This window comes from Actinocrinis sp., assembly GCF_035938995.1.
Lineage (GTDB): Bacteria > Actinomycetota > Actinomycetes > Streptomycetales > Catenulisporaceae > DASZGI01.
In genome coordinates this window covers 30,796-47,995 of sequence record NZ_DASZGI010000106.1, presented here as the reverse complement: position 1 = coordinate 47,995, position 17,200 = coordinate 30,796, and the positions used below count along the sequence as shown (strand labels likewise).

The following is a 17,200-nucleotide window of genomic DNA, read 5'->3' as shown; positions in this document are numbered from 1 at the left end:
CTCATCGGGTCGCCTCTTTCCAGACCCGGTTCATGTCCTTGATCGCCCGCAGCGTGCCGCCGACCGTGCCGGTCACCTTCGACTTGCCGGTACGGGGCGCATAGTCGACGTCGATCTCGGTGATCTGCCACCGGGCTCGCTTGGCTGCCAGCACCGTTTCCAGCGGGTAGCCCGAGCGCCGATCCTTTACTCCGAGCCCGAGTAGTGCCTCACGCCTCGCGGCGCGCATCGGGCCCAGGTCGCGCACCGCCACGCCGGTCCGGCGCAGGCGGAACGCGAGTAGCACGTTCGCTGCTCTCGCGTGCGGCGGCCAGGCCCTCGACGTGACCGGGCGGCGTCGGCCGAGCACGAGGTCGGACCGGCCTTCGAGGACTGGGTCCGCTACGCGTGGCAAGTGTTGCGGGTCGAGCGAGCCGTCGCAGTCGCAGAAGCACACGACGGGCGCGGTCGCGGCCATCAGTCCGGCGTGGCACGCGGCGCCGAAGCCTTTCCGCGGCTCGGTCACCACCAGCGCGCCGAGCCGCGCGGCGAGCGCGCCCGAACCGTCGGTGGATCCGTTGTCCACCACGATCGCGCGATATCCGTCCGGCATCCGGCTGAGGACATACGGCAGCGCCCCTGCTTCGTCGAGGCAGGGCAGAACGACATCGACGAGCGGCATCGACATAGCAGGCTCCTGAATATCTGTGGGTGTGGGGGAGGCGGGCACGGGTGCGGTCAACTGAGGGCGGCCCGCCCAGAAACGCAGAAGTGAGACGGCTGCGATGATTGCCAGCGCGAGTCCGTAGCCGAGGCGCTGGCCCTCGACGAAATTCCAGCCGAGCGCCTTAGCCACCCAGCCGACGTGCACGGCCGTCGCGATCGCGAGCCATTCGACGCGGCCGTCGAGCGCGACCAGCACGCACAGCAGCAGCGCGTACCAGCCGAACAGCGGCGTCGTCACCAGCAGCATGACCCCGGTCAGCACGAGCGCGCCGCGCCACGGCCGGTCGGGGTCGGCGGACCGGTAGACCGCGAGTGCCGTGGCCGCGATGATCAGGGCCGCGGCGGCGCCGGTCCACTTGACCGGCAAAAACACGCTGAGCAGCATGTATCCGCCGCCCGCCGAATACCCCTGCTCGTTGAAATAGCCGGGCAGGAAGCCGATGACCTTCGTGCCCACCGCGATGACGTGCGGGAGATACGAGAGCGCGACGGTGGCGGCGGCCACCCCGGTGACGATCAGGGGTTTGCGGCGCAGCGTGGCGGGCCCGACGAAGACGGGCGTGAGCTTCGCTCCGATGGCGAGGCCGAGCAGCAGTCCGCCGAATATGGTTCTGCGGGTGGTGGTCGCTCGGGCGAGGACCACGAGGGCGCAAACTGTGAAGAGCGCGCCGAGCACATCGACGTGTGCGCCGTTGCCGGACTCATAGGCGACCAACGGGCACCAGGCCCAAAGCGCGGCCGAGCGCGGATCGCGGCCGAGCCGCCGCAGCCCGAACAGCAGCGCCGCCGCGGTCAGCAGCGCGAGCCCGGCGCCGGCGAATTGGATCGGCTTGTAGCGGCTGCCCGGCGGTGACACGACGTGCACGGCGAGGAAGTACGCCTCCGCGACCGGCGGGTAGATCGTGTGCACGGCGGGCCGGTTGATCAGCGAACAGCCGGGGACGAGATCACCGGGCTGGTCGGGGTCGGCGACGCCGGGCGCGATGCACCAGCCCGTCCGGTGCGCGGGCCAGAGGAACGGATCGCGCAGGCCGGCGAGTTGTGGCGCTGACGGCACGTAGGCGTAGGGATCGATGCCCGCTGCCTGGACCTTGCCGTCCCAGATGTAGCGGTACTGGTCGTCGCTGCCGGTCTGGTGATTCGACGCCGCGGCGAGTCCCACGGCCGCGCATCCGGCCAGGATCAGCACGGCCGCGGCGCGCACCGGGACGCCGCGCACCAGCCAGGCAGCCGCCGCGAACACCGCCCACGCTCCGCCGAGCCAGCCAAGGCCCGGCCATGCGTCGGGCTTCCCGGCGTGCACGAGTTCCCAGATCAGCCACGTCAGGGTGATGATGGCGAGGGTGGTAGCCGCGGTTCGGGTCCGGTGATGCATGTGATCCACCGTGGCAGCCCGCCCGCGCGGCGATGGCCATTGCGGCGCGGACGTAATCGCTCCGTAAGAGGTCGCCGGTGCCGTAAGCGCACCGTAAGGGCCTGAGAGGGTCCGGCCGGGCCTGCGACGGGTTTCGATAGGGCCATGTCCCTACTCCGGTTCCCCTCGCTGCCGAGACCGCGGGTGCGCGTCAGGCTCACGCGCCCGGCATTCGCACGCCCGGGGTTCATCGGCAGGGCGTTCGAACACGTCCGGTTCCTGCGCCGCGGCCCGATGCGCGAAGGCGCCTTCCGCGCCAATCTCCACGACGAGCGGACCGCCTCGCTGATCGGCACAGCGCTCGGAATCGCCTTTGCGCTCGCCTTCATCACCGGCCTCATCAGCCACGAGCTGCAACACCCGGCCAGCTGGTTCCCGCTGCCCACGCGCCCGGTGTGGTTCTACCGGGTGACGCAGGGCGTCCACGTGGCGAGCGGCATGGCCGCGATCCCGCTGCTCCTCGCGAAGCTGTGGACGGTCTACCCGAAGCTGTTCGCGTGGCCGCCGCTCAAGTCGCTCGCGCACGGGCTCGAGCGGCTCTCCATCGCGGTCCTCGTCGCCGGGGCGATCTTCGAGCTGGCCACCGGCCTGCTCAACACGGTGCAGTGGTATCCGTGGCACTTCGACTTCACCAAGACGCACTTCTGGGTCGCGTGGGTGACCGTCGGCGCGCTGCTGGTACACCTGGCGGTGAAGGCCCCTGCGATCGCGCGCGGCTGGCGACGGTCGGAGGCGGCGGTGGCGGTGGCGACGCCGATCGAGGAGAACGCAGGGGCAGGAGACGAGGGCGCGGGAGACGAAGAGGAAAGCGCGGTCGGGTCGGGCGTGGCCGCGTCAAACGCATCAGCGTCGAACGCGGTGAGCAGGCGGGCGCTGTTGACGGCGACGGGGCTCGCGGTCGGCGTGGTCACCATCACCACGGTCGGCCAGTCGGTCAACTCGCTGCGCTCGGTCGATCTGCTCGCGCCGCGCGATCCGAGCTTCGGGCCGCAAGGGATTCCGATCAACAAAACCGCCGCCGAGGCCGGGGTCGTCGCCCTCGCCTTCCATCCGGACTGGCGTCTCGGGGTCGTCGGTCCGGAGCCGTACCAGTTGACGCTCGCCCAGCTCAACGCGCTGCCGCAGTACGACGCCGTGCTGCCCATCGCGTGCGTGGAAGGGTGGTCGGCCAACGGACACTGGGCGGGCGTGCGCCTGCGCGACCTGCTGGACCGCGCCCGCGTACCCTCCGGTTCCGACGTCAACATCGTCTCGCTCCAACCCGGCGGCCCGTATTCGGTCACGACGATGCAGCACGAGTACACGCGCGACCCGCTCACCCTCCTCGCGCTGCGGCTCAACGGTGAACCGCTGAGCATCGACCACGGATACCCGGCGCGGATCATCGCGCCGGGCCGGCCGGGCGTGCTGCAGACCAAATGGGTCTCGCGGATCGAGGTGATCTGAGATGTCAGCCACCGCCTCAACGGACGATGCTTCTCAGGACGATGCCGCTCAGACGACCAAGGGCCCGCGCCCGCGCGGCGGCCGGGTGGCACTCGTGCTGCGCCTCCTCCTCGGCGCCGCAGGCTTGGCCGTCCTCGGAAACGGCGTCCGGGGCCTGCTGACCACCGCGCACGTGGCCGCGCTCACGTCGGTCGGCCGATGGCTGCTCGGCGGCCTCATCTTGCACGACGGGGTTCTCGCCCCCGTCGTGTTCACCGTGTGCGCCCTCGCCTACCGGAGGACCGGGCCGCGCCTGCGCCGTGCGCTCGCCGCCATCCTGCTCATCGGCGGCTCGGTCGTCCTGGTCGCGCTGCCGGAATTCCTGCTCCCGCCCGGGAACCCGAATCCGACCGTCCACCCGCTGAACTACGCCCGCGGACTGGCCATCGTCCTTGGCAGCGTGATCGCCGCGGCCCTCCTCCCGCTCCTGCTCAGCGCGGCTCGCGACCGCCGCCGGGCGCGTCGGCGAGCCCGCGCCGAGGCGCTGGAGGAATCCTTACAGACCGAGGAAGCCTCGCCCTCGCTGCCCGAGGCAGGACCAAATCCAGGCCCGGATGCTTAGAGTGGTCGGTGATGGAACTCAGCGCTGACGTGCTTGTGGTCGACGACGATCCGACCGTGTCCGAAGTGGTCGCCGCCTACCTGCGGCGCAGCGGCCACCGGGTGCGGCTCGCCGCCGACGGGCCGAGCGCGGTCGCCGCCGCCGACGCCTGGCGGCCCGACCTGATCGTGCTCGACCTGATGCTGCCCGGCTTCGACGGCTTCGAGGTCTACCGGCGCATCCGGCAGCTCGGCCCGATCCCGGTGATCATGCTCACCGCCCGCGGCGAGGAGAGCGACCGGATCCTCGGCCTCGAGCTCGGCGCCGACGACTATGTGACCAAGCCGTTCAGCCCGCGCGAGCTGACGCTGCGGGCCAACTCGGTGCTGCGCCGGGCCCGCCAGGCCGCCGGAATCCGTGGCGACGACTCGGGCGGCACGGCTGCCGCGACCGCCGACGTGCGGCGGATCGGCGACATCGAGATCGACGTGACCGGGCACCAGGCCAGCCGCGGCGGCGTCGCGCTGGCGCTGACCGGCCGCGAGTTCGACCTGCTGGCGTTCCTGATCGCGCACCCCGGGCAGGCATTCACCCGCGCCGAGCTGATGCGGCTGGTGTGGGGCTGGGACTACGGCGACCAGTCCACGGTGACGGTGCACGTGCGCAGGCTCCGGGAGAAGATCGAAGCGGACCCGGCCGACCCCAAGCTCCTGGTGACCGTGTGGGGAGTCGGATACCGGCTCGATCCGCCAGCTCCCGGCGGCGCGCCGACCGGCCCGATTGAACCACCGAAGATTGAACCGGTGGCACCGGGCGCCCGTTCTGACACCTCGGAAGCGGTCGCGCACCCCGCAGCCCCTCATTCCCGCGACATCGACGGAGCAACCCCGTGAGCGACACGGTACTGATCGTCCTCATCGGCGGCGGCTGCGCGATTGGGGTCGGCGTTCTGGGGCTGATCGCGCTGCGGGCCTTGCGCGGCCGCTCCGTCCGGCTCAAGCTGTTCACGGTCTCGATGGCCACCGTGCTCGCGGTGGTGGCGGGCGTCCTGGGCACCGCGCAGGCGATGTTCCTGTCCCAGCACGACTTCGGCGTCGTGCTCGTCGTCTGCGTCGCCGCGGGCGTGGTCGCCCTGGCGATGGCGGTGCCGCTGGCCCGCGGCGTCACGGCCGACAGCCGGGCGCTGCGCACGGCCCTGCGCAACCTCGGCGAAGAGCCCGCATACTCTCCCATCCCGTCCGGGACCGCCCGGCACGCCGCGCCGTCCCCGCCTGCCGCCGGGCTGGCCACCGCGGAGCTGGACGAGCTGAGCCGCGAGCTGACCACCACCGCCGCCCGGCTGGCCGAATCGCGCGAGCGCGAGCGGGCCTTGGAGCGGTCGCGGCGCGAACTGGTCGCGTGGGTGTCGCACGATCTGCGCACGCCGCTGGCCGGGCTGCGGGCGATGGCCGAGGCGCTCGAGGACGGCGTCGCCACGGACCCGCTGCGCTACCACACCCAGATCCGCATGTCGGTGGACCGGCTGGCGGGCATGGTGGACGACCTGTTCGAGATGTCCCGCATCCACGCCGGCGCGCTGCGGCTCTCGCTCGCCCGCGTCCCGCTGCACGACCTGGTCGACGAGGCGGTGGTCGGCGCCGATCCGCTGGCCCGCGCGCGCGGCGTCCTGCTGTCCGCCGACGTGCGCACGCCCCTCGCGGTGCGGGTCGACCCGAAGGAGCTGTCCCGGGCGCTGACGAACCTGGTGGCCAACGCCATCAGGCACACCCCGAGCGACGGATCGGTGCACGTGGAGGCGACCGAGCGGGACGGCTGCGCGGTCCTGGCGGTCACCGACGCCTGCGGCGGCATCCCCGACGACGACCTGGACCGGGTGTTCGAGGTGGCCTGGCGCGGCACCCCGGCCCGCACCCCGGAGCCGCTGGCCGGGGCGGGGCTGGGGCTGGCGATCGTGCGCGGCATCGTCGAGGCGCACTCGGGCGAGGTGGACGTGCGCAACGTGGTCGGCGGCTGCCGGTTCGAGGTGCGGCTGCCGGTCCCGGCCGTGTGACCAGGTAACGCGCCGTACCGCGTTTGTCGTCAGTCCGCCGCGATCCAGACTGTGGTCGCGTTGCAGAACTCCCGGATGCCCAGGTGCGACAGCTCCCGGCCGTAACCGGAGCGCTTGACGCCGCCGAACGGCATGCCGGGGTGCGACGCGGTCATCCCGTTGAAGAAGACGCCGCCCGCCTGCAGGTCGCGTACCAGCCGCTCCCGCTCGCCCGCGTCCCGGGTCCACGCGTTCGAGCTCAGGCCGAAGGGCACGTCGTTGGCCACGGCGATCGCCTCGTCCAGGTCGGCGACCCGGTACAGCGTCGCGACCGGACCGAACGCCTCCTCCCGGTGGATGCGCATCTTCGCGGTCACCTCGGCCAGAACTGTGGGCTCGTAGAACCAGCCGGACTTCAACTCGGGCGCGGCGGGCCTGCGGCCTCCGCACAGCACCGCCGCGCCGACCGCGACCGCGTCCTCGACCAGGGCCTCGAGGTCCGCACGGCCGCGCTCGGTGGAGAGCGGACCCACGTCCGTCGGCTCCTCCATCGGGTCGCCAACGCGCAGGGCCGCCATGCGGCGCACGAAATGCTCGGCGAACTCGTCGTAGACGTCGGTGTGCACGATGAAGCGCTTGGCCGCGATGCAGGACTGGCCGTTGTTCTGCACCCGGGCGGTAACCGCTACAGCCGCGGCCCGCTCGATGTCCGCCGACGGGAGGACGACGAACGGGTCGCTGCCGCCGAGTTCCAGGACCGTCTTCTTCACCTCGTCGCCGGCGATCGAGGCCACCGAGCGGCCGGCCGGTTCGCTGCCGGTGAGTGTCGCTGCGGCGACCCGCGGGTCGCGCAGGACGGCCTCGACCGCGCCGGACTCGATCAGCAGCGTCTGGAAGACGCCCTCGGGGAAGCCGCCGCGGCGCAGCACATCCTCGAGGTAGAGCGCGGTCTGCGGCACGTTCGAGGCGTGCTTGAGCAGCGCGGTGTTGCCGGCCATCAGTGCCGGTGCGGCGAACCGGACGACCTGCCACAGCGGGAAGTTCCACGGCATGACCGCGAGCACGGTCCCCAGCGGCCGGTACCGGATGTACGCCTCGGCCGCGCCCGAATCCTTCACGTCGTCCGGTGCGACCGGTTCGTCCGCGAGCAGCCGCTGTGTGCGCGCCGCGAACCAGCGCATCGCCTTCGCGCACTTGGCCGCCTCGGCGCGGGCCGCCACGAGCGTCTTGCCCATCTCGGTGGTCATCAGCCGGGCGGCGTCGTCCCGCTCGGCGTCCAGGAGGTCGGCGGCCCGGTTCAGATACCCGGCGCGGGTCTCGAACGAGGTCGTGCGGTAGGTGCGGAACGCCTCAGCGGACAGACTGAGCGCGGCCTCTACTTTCTCGGGACCGAACGGGTCGAAGGTCCTGAGGGTCTCCCCGGTGGCGGGGTTCACGGTGGCGATCGACATGGCTGGCGCCTCCTCGTCCTCGGTCCTCGTCGTCGAGCCGCGTGGGCACCTGTCCTCCTGCCCGCTCAGCGGCGCGGTGAACGACCCGCCCAGGTCGACTTCGAAGAACCATCGGACGCTGTTGACATCACAGCCGAGGTCGAAGAGCTGTCAGGCGGCCGCGGCGGCGAACTCGGCGAGGCCGTCGGCGAACTCGACCCGCGGCTCCCAGCCCAGTTCCTTGCGCAGCCGCTCGTTGGACGCGGTCACGTGCCGGACGTCGCCGAGCCGGAACTCGCCGGTCACCACGGGGATGGGGCCGGCCAGCGCTTCGGCGAGCCCGGCCGCGAGGTCGCCGACGGTGCGGGGAGTGCCGCTGCCGACGTTGAACGCGCGCCGCGACCCGGCGCCCGCATCGGCGGTCCAGTCCAGGGCAGCCACGTTCGCCGAGGCCACGTCCCGCACGTGCACGAAGTCGCGCCGCTGGCGTCCGTCCTCGAACACGCGCGGCGCCCGTCCGGCGGCGAGGACGGAGCGGAAGATCGCGGCCACACCCGCGTACGGCGTGTCCCGGGGCATCCGCGGTCCGTACACGTTGTGGTACCGGAGCATCGCGACGCTGCCGCCCGCGGCGCGCGCCCACGACGAGGCGAGGTACTCCTGCGCCGCCTTCGTCGCCGCGTAGACGTTGCGCGGGTCCAGCGGAGCCTCCTCCTCGACGAACCCGGGCGACAAGGGCTCACCGCACACCGGGCACGGCGGCTCGAACCGCCCGGCCACGAGGTCACGCTCGGCCCGAGGCCCGGGCTCGACGCGGCCGTGCACCGGGCAGTCGTACCGGCCCTCTCCGTAGACGACCATCGAGGAAGCCAGGACCAGCCGCCGCACCCGCGCCTCGGCCATGGCCGCGAGCACCACCGCCGTGCCGAGATCATTGCAGCCCGCGTAGTCGGGCGCGTCGTTCAGATCGAGCCCGAGCCCGACCATCGCGGCCTGGTGGCACACGGCGTCCACCCCGTGCACCGCCGACCGGACCGCGTCCGCGTCGCGCACGTCCGCCGCGATCATCTCGACCCCGTCCGGCAGCCTGCCACGGGCCTGCTCCGGGTCCGGGTGCACCGCGGGAAGGAGCGCGTCGAACGCGACCACCTCGTGTCCGGCGCCGATCAGCGCCTCGACCACGTGCGAACCGATGAATCCCACTGCGCCGGTGACCAGTAGTCTCATGCGGTCAGGCTAGGACGGGCGAACGCGGGTCATTGTCGGTGTGGCGCTCCCGTCACTGTTCCGTAAGATCCGCCACTTCTCGTGCAGACGTCGCCACGCCGGCCGCCCGTTCGGCCCGCCGCGGGTGCGGCCGGAACGGGGCGCCTTTAGCGTGGCGGCGTGGAAGGCCTGACCGTGCCCGCCCTGGAGGCCGACCCGCGAGGGCTGACCACCGCGCAGGTCGCCGAGCGGGTCGCGGCCGGTCGCGTCAACACGGTGCCCGAGCGCAGCAGCAGATCACTCGGCGCGATCATCCGGGCTAACGTGCTGACCTGGTTCAACGGGCTGATCGGTACCCTGTTCGTCGTCATGCTCGTGGTCGGGCCGGTGCAGGACGCGCTGTTCGGCTTCGTGGTCGTGTTCAACGCGCTGATCGGCATCGTGCAGGAGTGGCGGGCCAAGCGGACCCTCGACGCGCTGGCGATCGTCGGTGAGGCGCGGCCCCGGGTGCTTCGTGACGGGACCGAGGTCCAGATCGCCGCCGCCGACCTCGTGGTGGACGACTTGGTGCTGCTCGGCGCGGGGGAGAAGATTCCGGTCGACGGCGTCGCAGTGGATCTCGCGGCAGTGGATCTCGTGACTACGGCAGAGTCCGCACTCGAGGTGGACGAGTCCCTGCTGACCGGCGAGGCAGACCCGGTGCTCAAGCGGCCCGGCGACGAACTGTTGTCGGGCTCCTTCGCGGTCGCCGGAACCGGGGCGATGCTGGTCACCCGGGTCGGAAGCGATGCGCACGCAGCTCGACTGGCCTCGGAGGCGCGCGAGTTCTCCCTGGTCAAGTCAGAGCTGCGGGACGGCATCAACCGGATCATCAAGTTCCTGACCTACCTGCTGGTCCCGGCTGGGATCCTGCAGGTGATCGTCCAGTCGCGGGTAGCTGGCGGCGTGCGCGCGGGGATCAGCCGCAGCGTCGCGGGCATCGTGCCGATGGTGCCGGAGGGGCTGGTGCTGCTCACCTCGGTCGCGTTCGCGGTGGGCGTCGTGCGGCTCGGACGCCAGCAGTGCCTGGTGCAGCAGCTGCCCGCGATCGAGGGCCTGGCGCGAGTGGACACGGTATGCCTCGACAAGACCGGCACGCTGACCGAGGGCGGGATGCGGCTTGCCGAGATCAGGCCGGTCGGGCCGATACCGGACGAGCAGGTGCGCGAGGTGCTTGGAGCGTTGGGCGCCGTCGACACTCGTCCGAACGCCACGATGGCCGCCGTCATCGAGGCATGTCCCGCGCCGAAGTCCTGGCACGCCCGCGACGTCGCGCCCTTCTCCTCCGCCCGCAAGTGGAGCGGCGCCGAGTTCGCCAACAGCCGCGGCACATGGCTGCTCGGCGCGCCGGACGTGCTCGGCGCGGGAACCGCGGCGGCGGCGCAGGCACAGCAACTCGGGGCGAGTGGCCTGCGGGTGCTGATGCTGGCCTCCCGATCCGGGCCCCTGAACAGTGTTGTTTTGAATGGGGCCGATCTGAGCGACGTCGAGCCGGTCGCGCTGATCGCCTTCGAGCAGCGAGTTCGTCCCGACGCCGCCCCGACCCTCGCCTACTTCGAACGCCAAGCAGTCACCCTCAAAGTGATCTCCGGGGACAACGCCGTCTCGGTCGGGGCCGTCGTCGCGGGACTCGGGCTGCCCGGCGCCGAGCACCCGGTCGACGCGCGCTCGCTGCCCGAACAGGACGGGCCCTTCGCCGCCGCCGTCGAGGGCAACTCGGTCTTCGGCCGGGTGACCCCGCGTCAGAAGCAGCGGATGGTCGAGGCGCTGAAGGCCGGCGGGCACACCGTCGCGATGACCGGCGACGGCGTCAACGACGTGCTCGCGCTCAAGTCCGCGGACATCGGCGTCGCGATGGGCTCCGGCTCGGGGGCGGCGCGGGCGGTGGCCGAGATCGTGCTGCTCGACGAGCGGTTCGCCACGCTCCCGGCGGTGGTCGCGGAGGGCCGCCGGGTCGTCGGGAACGTGGAGCGGGTCTCGAACCTGTTCCTAGTCAAGTCGTTCGAATCGTTCCTGCTGGTGGTGCTGACTGGTATCGCGCGGCTGCCCTATCCGTTCTTGCCCCGGCACACGTCCCTGATCGGGGCGCTCACGATCGGCACCCCGGCGTTCTTCCTCGCCCTCGCGCCGAACACCGCCCGGGCGCGCACCGGATTCGTCCGCCGCGTGCTGCGGTTCGCCGTCCCGGCCGGGCTGGTGTCCGGGGCCGCGTCGTTCGCCTCGTATTCTGTCGCCCGTCTCGAACCCGGCGCAGGGCTCGAGGTGGAGCAGACCAGCGCGATGGTCACCCTGTTCGCGGTCAGTCTGTGGGTGCTGATGCTCGTTGCGCGGCCGTTCGCTTGGTGGAAGGCGCTGCTGGTCGCGACGATGACGGCCGCGTTCCTGCTGGTGGCACTGCTGCCGCTGGGGCGCCGGGTGTTCGACTTGCACTTCGGCACCTGGCAGCAGACCGCGACGGCGCTGGCCGTGGCGGGCTGCGCGGCGGTCGCGCTCGAACTGTTGTGGCGATTCGGGCATGGACGATCGCCGAGTGGGAAACCAGGGGACGTGCACGGCGTAAGCGGGTGATGCAGGTGGCGACAGTCGAGCGGGACACCGCGGAGGCAGTGGCAGAGGGTCCGACCCTGGACGGTCGGTACCGGTTGGAGCGCAGGCTCGGCAGCGGCGGCATGGGGAGCGTGTGGCAGGGCCGCGATCTGCTGCTGGGCCGCAAGGTCGCGATCAAACTGGTCGTCGGGCCGGTGCCCGTCGGCCCGGTGATCGGCGGCGGGGACGAGCGGTTGCGGCGCGAGGCGAAGGCGCTCGGCGCGCTGGCCCACCCCAGCATCTCGCGCCTGTACAACTACTGCGAACGAAACGAACATACGTACCTTGTGATGGAGCTGGCCGAGGGCGAGAGCCTGGCCGCGCATCTGACGCGCGGCCGCATTCCGCCAGCGCGGGCCGTCGACATCGCTGCTCAGTGCGCTGAGGCGCTGGACGCCGCGCACCGCGCCTGGGTCGTGCACCGCGACGTCAAGCCGGGCAACATCGTGCTCACCGCCCAGGGTGTCAAACTGGTGGACTTCGGTATCGCCTCGACTGCGGGCGACGGCGCGCTCACCGCGGCCGGTCGCGTCCTCGGCACCGCCGCGTATCTCGCGCCTGAACGCGCGACCGGGCGCCCCGCTACGCCTGCCGCCGACTTGTACGCGCTCGGCGTGGTGCTCTACGAGATGCTGGCCGGGAGCCTGCCGTTCCGCGCGCCCGATCCGATCGCGATGATGTACGCGCATACCGCGGCTGATCCGCTCCCGCTGCCGGACGACGTTCCGCCCGCGCTCGCCGAGATCTGCCGCAACCTGCTGGCCAAGGACCCGGCCGCCCGGCCGCGTTCCGGAGCGGCCCTGGCCCGGATGCTGCGCGACGCCTCGCTCGACGTGCCGATCCGTCTTCGCCCGGCGTCCATTGCCCGACCGGTCGCTGCCGCGCCGATGGCGGCGCCGCGGGTCGCGTCGGCGGGTGCGGGCTTGCGCACCCGCCGCGCTGCCGCGCTCGCAGTCGGCGCGGCCGTGGTCCTGATGGTCTGTCTGCTCACCGGGTTGCTCGCCCACGGCAGCGCCGCCGCGCCGCCGCCGGGCCACGACAGGCACTCCGCTCCCGCGACACGGCCCGCGCCGGGAAAGTGACTGCGGCGCAAAGGCGACGCGGCGACTACATATACACAGCTACTACATATACGCGGCTACTACATGCCGCGGACCTTGGTGATCCGGATCCGCATCGCGACCGGGTATTTCTCCGCGAAGGACGCCGTGTCGCCGAAGATGCGCGTCGCCTCCTCCGCGTACTTCTCGCAGTACGCGGCATGGTCGGTCGCCGGGGGGAAATCGTCGAGCAGCTCCGCGTCCCCGGTCAGGACGACGATGTCGCCTCCTCGGCCGTTGCTGTCGAGGTTCAGCGAGACGCGCGGGCGCGCCTTGACGTGGGCGAGCCGCGCCGCGCCGGTGCGGTTGTAGATCAGGAGGCTGTCCTCGCCCTCCCAGAGGAACCAGACCGGGTTGGGCTGGGGTGTGCCGTCCGCGCCGATCGTGGTCAGCCAACCCACGATCTCGCCGGTCAAGCGCTCGTGCACGCGCTTGCCGAAGGGGGTCGAGACGTCAGGGATAACATCGCTGGTCATGATCTCAGAGTACGCCGACCGGACGAGGCACGGCGTGGACGTCTGCGTCGTCGGCTCGATCAACCGCGACCTGCTGTTCCCAGTCGCCCACCTGCCGCGGGCCGGACAGACGGTCATCGCCGGGGACATGGGCGTCCTGCTCGGCGGCAAGGGTGCGAACCAGGCGGTCGCGACCGCCCGACTCGGCCGGTCGGTGGCGCTGCTCGCCCGGGTGGGTGAAGCGGACGGCGCCGCGCTGCTCGATTCGCTCGCCGCCGCGCACGTCGACACCACCGCCTGCCTCGCGACCCCGGACGCGCCAAGCGGCCACGCCGCGCTCGTCGTCGCGCAGGACGGCCAGAACATCATCCTCGTCTCGCCCGGCGCCAACGCCCGTCTCACCCCGCAGGACGTCGCCCGGCATCGCGCCCTGATCTCTGCCGCGCGGGTGTGCCTCGTCCAGCAGGAGATCCCGGCCGAGACAGTCGCCGCAGTCCTGGATGCCGCCGCGGATGCGGGTACGGTCGTCGTGCTCAATCCGGCGCCGCATCGACCTCTCACCGATGAGCTGCTGGCGAAGGTCACGGTGCTTGTGCCGAATGCCGGAGAGCTGGCTGACCTGCTCGGCGCCGCGGAACCTGACACGCCCGAGGAGGCTGCGCGGCTGTTGCGCGGCGCGGCGCTGCCGTGCGGGGCGGTGATCGCGACACTCGGCGTGCACGGCGCGGTCGTGGCTCAGGGAACCAAGACGATCTACGTGGCGGCGCCCCCCGTTACGGCCGTGGACACCGTGGGCGCGGGCGACACCTTCTGCGGCGCGCTCGCCGACGCACTCGCCCGCGGCGACGACCTGGTGGACGCGGCACGATGGGCCGTGCACGCGGCCTCCCTCGCGACGACCGCGCCTGGAGCGCAGGGCGGAATGCCGACGGCGGCTCAGGTGGCCGAGCTGCTGCAAACGGGCGAGGCGCCTGCGCCGCGTGAGCTGGCCGGTTGACGGGTGTCTCGGCGTCGGTCACGGTGAGAAAGACGCGCAGCCCCGAGGCTGATTCTCGGGGCTGCGCCGACTTTTTGAGCCGTTTCAGTGCTTTTCAGCGCTGTTCAGAGTGCTGAGTGCCGGTACTACAGGCAGAGCTGGACGCTGGCCTCGCTCGCGCACAGCAGCAGGCTGACGTCGCTGCCGTCGCCGCCGCCCCAGCGCTCGGTCGGCGACTCCATGGCCTGAAGGTCGAGAAGGGGCATGGTTTCCTCCTGTGATCGGGATCGGGATTTCGGGTCAACCCCCTGCGAAGGGGGTCGTCTAGGGGTCGGCGGGCGGCAGCAGCGGCAGATGCGCCGGGGTCTGCTGGAGCGCCGCGCCGAGGGCGAGCAGGATGCCCGCCGAGCCGGTGGCCAGGTCGGTGGACAGCCGCAGCAGCTGCTCGCCCGGGAACATCAGCCGCCCGTCGCGGCGCACCGCGTGCCACGTCAGCCGTCTGATCTGGTCGGCGAGCGCGGACGAGTCGCGGCCTCGCTCGTCCGCGAGGGCGAGGATCATCCCGGCGCGGCCGGAGAGCAGGCCGGCCTGCACGTAGAAGCGCGAGGTCGCGGCGACGCGGATCGCGTGCGCGGCTTCGGCCAGGTCGTCGGCCGGGCGGTGCCGCAGGAGGCGTCGCAGCACCATGCCGATGCCCACGCTGCCGTCCGCTAGATAGGGCATGGTCCGTCGGCCCTCGTTGACGTGGAGCGCGCCGCTGCCGTTCGCGGTCGGCACGCAGCGGCGCAGATCCTGCCGCACCGCAGTCTCGGCGGCGTCCAGCCAGGTCTTGTCCCCGCTGTCCTCGAACATCGCGAGGAACAGCAGCGCCGGACCGGAGCAGCCGCGCATCAGGCCGGCCCGCGGACCGCCTCCGCCGCTGATGCGTGGCGCATCCGGAGCTTCGCCCAGTCGGTCGGCGGCGATCGCGGCCGCGGTGAGGGCGTGGTCGCGCAGGGCTGCGTCGTCGGTGCGCCGGGCGAAGTGCAGCAGGTTCAGTCCGATCCCGCCGAGGCCGCCGTACAGATCGGAGCCGAGCCGCTGCCACCGCTCGTCCAGTGCGGCCGCGAGCAGGCGGTCGGCGGCTTCGGGGTGGCCGAGTAGGTCGAGTACGTGTGCGATTCCGTGGAGGCCGTCGTAAAGGCCGAGCGGGGTGTCGTGCGGCGGCTTGGCCGCCCGGCGCAGCAGCCAGTCCTCGTATTCGGGCTGGATCGGCACACCGGTCTCGTGAAAGGCGTAGAGCACACCGGCAGCGCCATGGGCCAGATTCAGGCCGCCGCCCGGGACGGTGAACTGCCGCACGTCGCCAGGGAAGAGGCGGTCCTCACGCTCCGGCGTCGCCGCAGCGCGGATTCCATCGGCGACTGCGTCGCGCAACGGGAGCCAGGCCGGCTCGGGTGTCGCGAGGAGCGGCTCTGGTTCCGTGCGGTCCGGTTCGGCGCCGCCGATCTCGCGGACCGCTTCGTCCAGGAAGTCGGCGGGCACGTCGGGGAACTCGGCCGCGATGATCCGCGCCATGGCCGCGGCGTGTGCCCGGTCCAGCACGAGCAGCGTGGTCAGCGGCATGAACAAGGCGAGCCTGAGACAGGCGAGCGCGTACCGGTCGACCGCAAAGCCGGTGCGGTCCTTCGGGGCCAGAAAAGCCCGGCTGGCCAGAGTGCGGCGCGCGTCGTTCCCGGCCGGGGCGGCCACCTCGAAGTCGATCAGCGCGACGGTGTCGTCCGGCCGCACCATGATGTTGAACAGATGCAGGTCGTTGAACACGAGTCCGTGCGAATGCAGCTGCGCCACGGCCCGCTCCGCGTCGTGCTGGATTCCCAGCGCCCACGCGGTGTAGTCGGCCAGCGCCTGAGGATCGGCGTTCGGGCGGGTGAGCGGGTAGCGCTCGGCGAAGAAGGAGTTGAGCGCGCGCCCCTCGATGTACTCGAGCACGAGGAAGTGGTGGTCGCCCAAGGTGAAGTAGTCGCGCACCTCGGGGGCGACACCGCTGCCCGAGATGAGCAGAAGCATCTCGCGCTCGTGCCGGAGCCGGTCCACCGCGTCTTGGCCATTGCCGACGAGCCCGGCGTGCGGCCGCGCCTCCTTGAGCACGACTGACTCCCCGGTGCGCCGGTCCGTGGCCCGGTAGACCCCGCCGCCGTTGGAAAAGTGCAGCGCCTCGGTGATCGTGTAGGGCAGATCGACAGTCGCGGTGGCGTTGCGGGCAGCCAGATGCGGGGAGAGGAACGCGGGAAGCTGTACCCACGACGGCGGCGCGAACACCGGGCCACGCGGGTCCGGGATCAACTCGCCGCGCGGATCCGCGATCGCCGGCACCAGTTGGCCGGACGGATCAAGGCAGCGGCGCGGCGCGAATCCGCCATAGCGCACATAAAGCGGGCCGTCACCGTACCGTAAATCACTCAGAATATAAGGACCCGGTTCGTCGCGCAGAAGTTCTCCGAGTCCGGCGAGCACACGTTCGAGTGCGCCCTCGTCGACCGGGTAGAGAGTGACGAGTTTTCCGCTCCCCCCGCGGTCAGCGTATTTGGCATTGCGAAGCAACAAAAGCCGCGGGCCGCGGATGAACTTGAATGCGACGCGCTCGCGGACGCAGTACTCCCACACCACGTCCAGCACCCGCTCGGCATTCCCCAGCGTCGCCGATACATGGATCTTCCAGCCCTGATCTGGCAGGTGGTGGGCATCGGGGTTGACGTGCCACCAGTCGCCGGACGCCTGAGTACTCCAGCCGGCCGGCGGTTCACGGTCGGCCACCGGGAACACGGCCTCCCGGCCGGCCGACTGGTCGTAGAACGCCGGGTCGGCAAGGCAATAAGCCTCGTAGCGCTTGTCCATACGGTTACCCTCGTGGTGGGTATGGCAGCGGCGTTTTATGGCTCCTGACAGAGGAGCCATTGCGCACCGCGCGGGGTGGCGGAACCTGGCGCTCTCGCGTACCGGAAAATAATCGAACGCTGATTCTTGAACCGCAATCACACTAAAGGGTGAACCGGCATGCATATGCGCCGTACGTTTGCATCGAGCTGGTGACCTGCGAATTCGGCCGGGACGTGAAAACATTTCAGAGGACGCCGGGACGTATTGGCGCACCGCGGGGGAGTGTGGAGGAGCGCAAGGGGCGCGCGGTGCGCGGCGCCGGTCCGGGCGCAGCGACCTGGGCCTTTGCCGGTGGTCACGCGTGAAATTAGGTCG

General features: G+C 71.5%; 13 protein-coding genes and 1 pseudogene. 7 read left to right on the top strand and 7 right to left on the bottom strand.

Translation table 11 applies throughout. From position 1 onward, the window contains the following. Position 1 precedes the first annotated feature (1 nt). Both VGZ32_RS28635 and VGZ32_RS28630 read right to left on the bottom strand, forming a co-directional pair. Positions 2 to 667: a glycosyltransferase family 2 protein gene (locus VGZ32_RS28635; protein ID WP_349263527.1), complete on the bottom strand. Its 666-nt coding sequence runs from the start codon at positions 665 to 667 to the stop codon at positions 2 to 4. Between the two features lie 330 nt (positions 668 to 997). Then, positions 998 to 2,080: pseudogene (locus VGZ32_RS28630) on the bottom strand (hypothetical protein); the annotation flags it as partial. A gap of 273 nt (positions 2,081 to 2,353) precedes the next feature. On the opposite strand from VGZ32_RS28630, the gene VGZ32_RS07150 reads away from it, so the two are divergent. The 4 genes from VGZ32_RS07150 to VGZ32_RS07135 are packed head-to-tail and all read left to right on the top strand — an operon-like array spanning position 2,354 to position 6,195. Continuing rightward, positions 2,354 to 3,565: a molybdopterin-dependent oxidoreductase gene (locus tag VGZ32_RS07150; RefSeq protein ID WP_349263526.1), complete on the top strand. Its 1,212-nt coding sequence runs from the start codon at positions 2,354 to 2,356 to the stop codon at positions 3,563 to 3,565. 1 nt (position 3,566) lies between these two features. Next, the gene (locus VGZ32_RS07145) at positions 3,567 to 4,166 is read left to right on the top strand and encodes a hypothetical protein (protein WP_326885060.1); all 600 of its coding nucleotides are present in this window, start codon (positions 3,567 to 3,569) and stop codon (positions 4,164 to 4,166) included. A gap of 11 nt (positions 4,167 to 4,177) precedes the next feature. Further along, a complete protein-coding gene (locus VGZ32_RS07140) occupies positions 4,178 to 5,038 on the top strand; it encodes a response regulator transcription factor (protein WP_326885059.1) in 861 nt (286 codons plus the stop codon). Further along, positions 5,035 to 6,195, top strand: coding sequence for a HAMP domain-containing sensor histidine kinase (locus tag VGZ32_RS07135; RefSeq protein ID WP_326885058.1), 1,161 nt, complete (start codon positions 5,035 to 5,037; stop codon positions 6,193 to 6,195). The genes VGZ32_RS07140 and VGZ32_RS07135 overlap by 4 nt, the downstream gene beginning before the upstream one ends. Before the next feature lie 29 nt (positions 6,196 to 6,224). On the opposite strand, the gene VGZ32_RS07130 is transcribed toward VGZ32_RS07135, so the two are convergent. Together VGZ32_RS07130 and VGZ32_RS07125 are read right to left on the bottom strand one after the other, a co-directional pair. Beyond that, entirely contained in the window at positions 6,225 to 7,625 is a 1,401-nt protein-coding gene (locus VGZ32_RS07130; protein WP_326885057.1) for an NADP-dependent succinic semialdehyde dehydrogenase, read from the bottom strand. A 150-nt stretch (positions 7,626 to 7,775) separates the two neighbouring features. After that, the gene (locus tag VGZ32_RS07125; RefSeq protein ID WP_326885056.1) at positions 7,776 to 8,831 is read right to left on the bottom strand and encodes an NAD-dependent epimerase/dehydratase family protein; all 1,056 of its coding nucleotides are present in this window, start codon (positions 8,829 to 8,831) and stop codon (positions 7,776 to 7,778) included. A 159-nt stretch (positions 8,832 to 8,990) separates the two neighbouring features. Between VGZ32_RS07125 and VGZ32_RS07120 the strand changes: the two genes are divergently transcribed. Both VGZ32_RS07120 and VGZ32_RS07115 read left to right on the top strand, forming a co-directional pair. Next, positions 8,991 to 11,417 carry an HAD-IC family P-type ATPase gene (locus tag VGZ32_RS07120; RefSeq protein ID WP_326885055.1) on the top strand — a complete coding sequence of 809 codons (2,427 nt, stop codon included), beginning with the start codon at positions 8,991 to 8,993 and terminating at the stop codon, positions 11,415 to 11,417. Positions 11,418 to 11,422: 5 nt separating this feature from the next. Beyond that, positions 11,423 to 12,517 (top strand): serine/threonine-protein kinase, encoded by a 1,095-nt coding sequence (locus VGZ32_RS07115; protein WP_326885054.1) that lies wholly within the window; start codon positions 11,423 to 11,425, stop codon positions 12,515 to 12,517. A gap of 59 nt (positions 12,518 to 12,576) precedes the next feature. On the opposite strand, the gene VGZ32_RS07110 is transcribed toward VGZ32_RS07115, so the two are convergent. After that, positions 12,577 to 13,011: a TIGR03667 family PPOX class F420-dependent oxidoreductase gene (locus tag VGZ32_RS07110; RefSeq protein ID WP_326885053.1), complete on the bottom strand. Its 435-nt coding sequence runs from the start codon at positions 13,009 to 13,011 to the stop codon at positions 12,577 to 12,579. On the opposite strand from VGZ32_RS07110, the gene VGZ32_RS07105 reads away from it, so the two are divergent. Next, complete coding sequence (locus VGZ32_RS07105) at positions 13,010 to 13,987, top strand: ribokinase (RefSeq protein ID WP_326885052.1); 978 nt, start codon at positions 13,010 to 13,012, stop codon at positions 13,985 to 13,987. The genes VGZ32_RS07110 and VGZ32_RS07105 overlap by 2 nt on opposite strands. 125 nt (positions 13,988 to 14,112) lie before the next feature. Here the strand turns inward: VGZ32_RS07105 and VGZ32_RS07100 are convergent, their stop codons facing one another. Both VGZ32_RS07100 and lanKC read right to left on the bottom strand, forming a co-directional pair. Beyond that, a complete protein-coding gene (locus tag VGZ32_RS07100; protein ID WP_326885051.1) occupies positions 14,113 to 14,232 on the bottom strand; it encodes a SapB/AmfS family lanthipeptide in 120 nt (39 codons plus the stop codon). A gap of 58 nt (positions 14,233 to 14,290) precedes the next feature. Continuing rightward, positions 14,291 to 16,843, bottom strand: coding sequence for a class III lanthionine synthetase LanKC (gene lanKC, locus VGZ32_RS07095; RefSeq protein WP_326885050.1), 2,553 nt, complete (start codon positions 16,841 to 16,843; stop codon positions 14,291 to 14,293). Positions 16,844 to 17,200 lie beyond the last annotated feature (357 nt).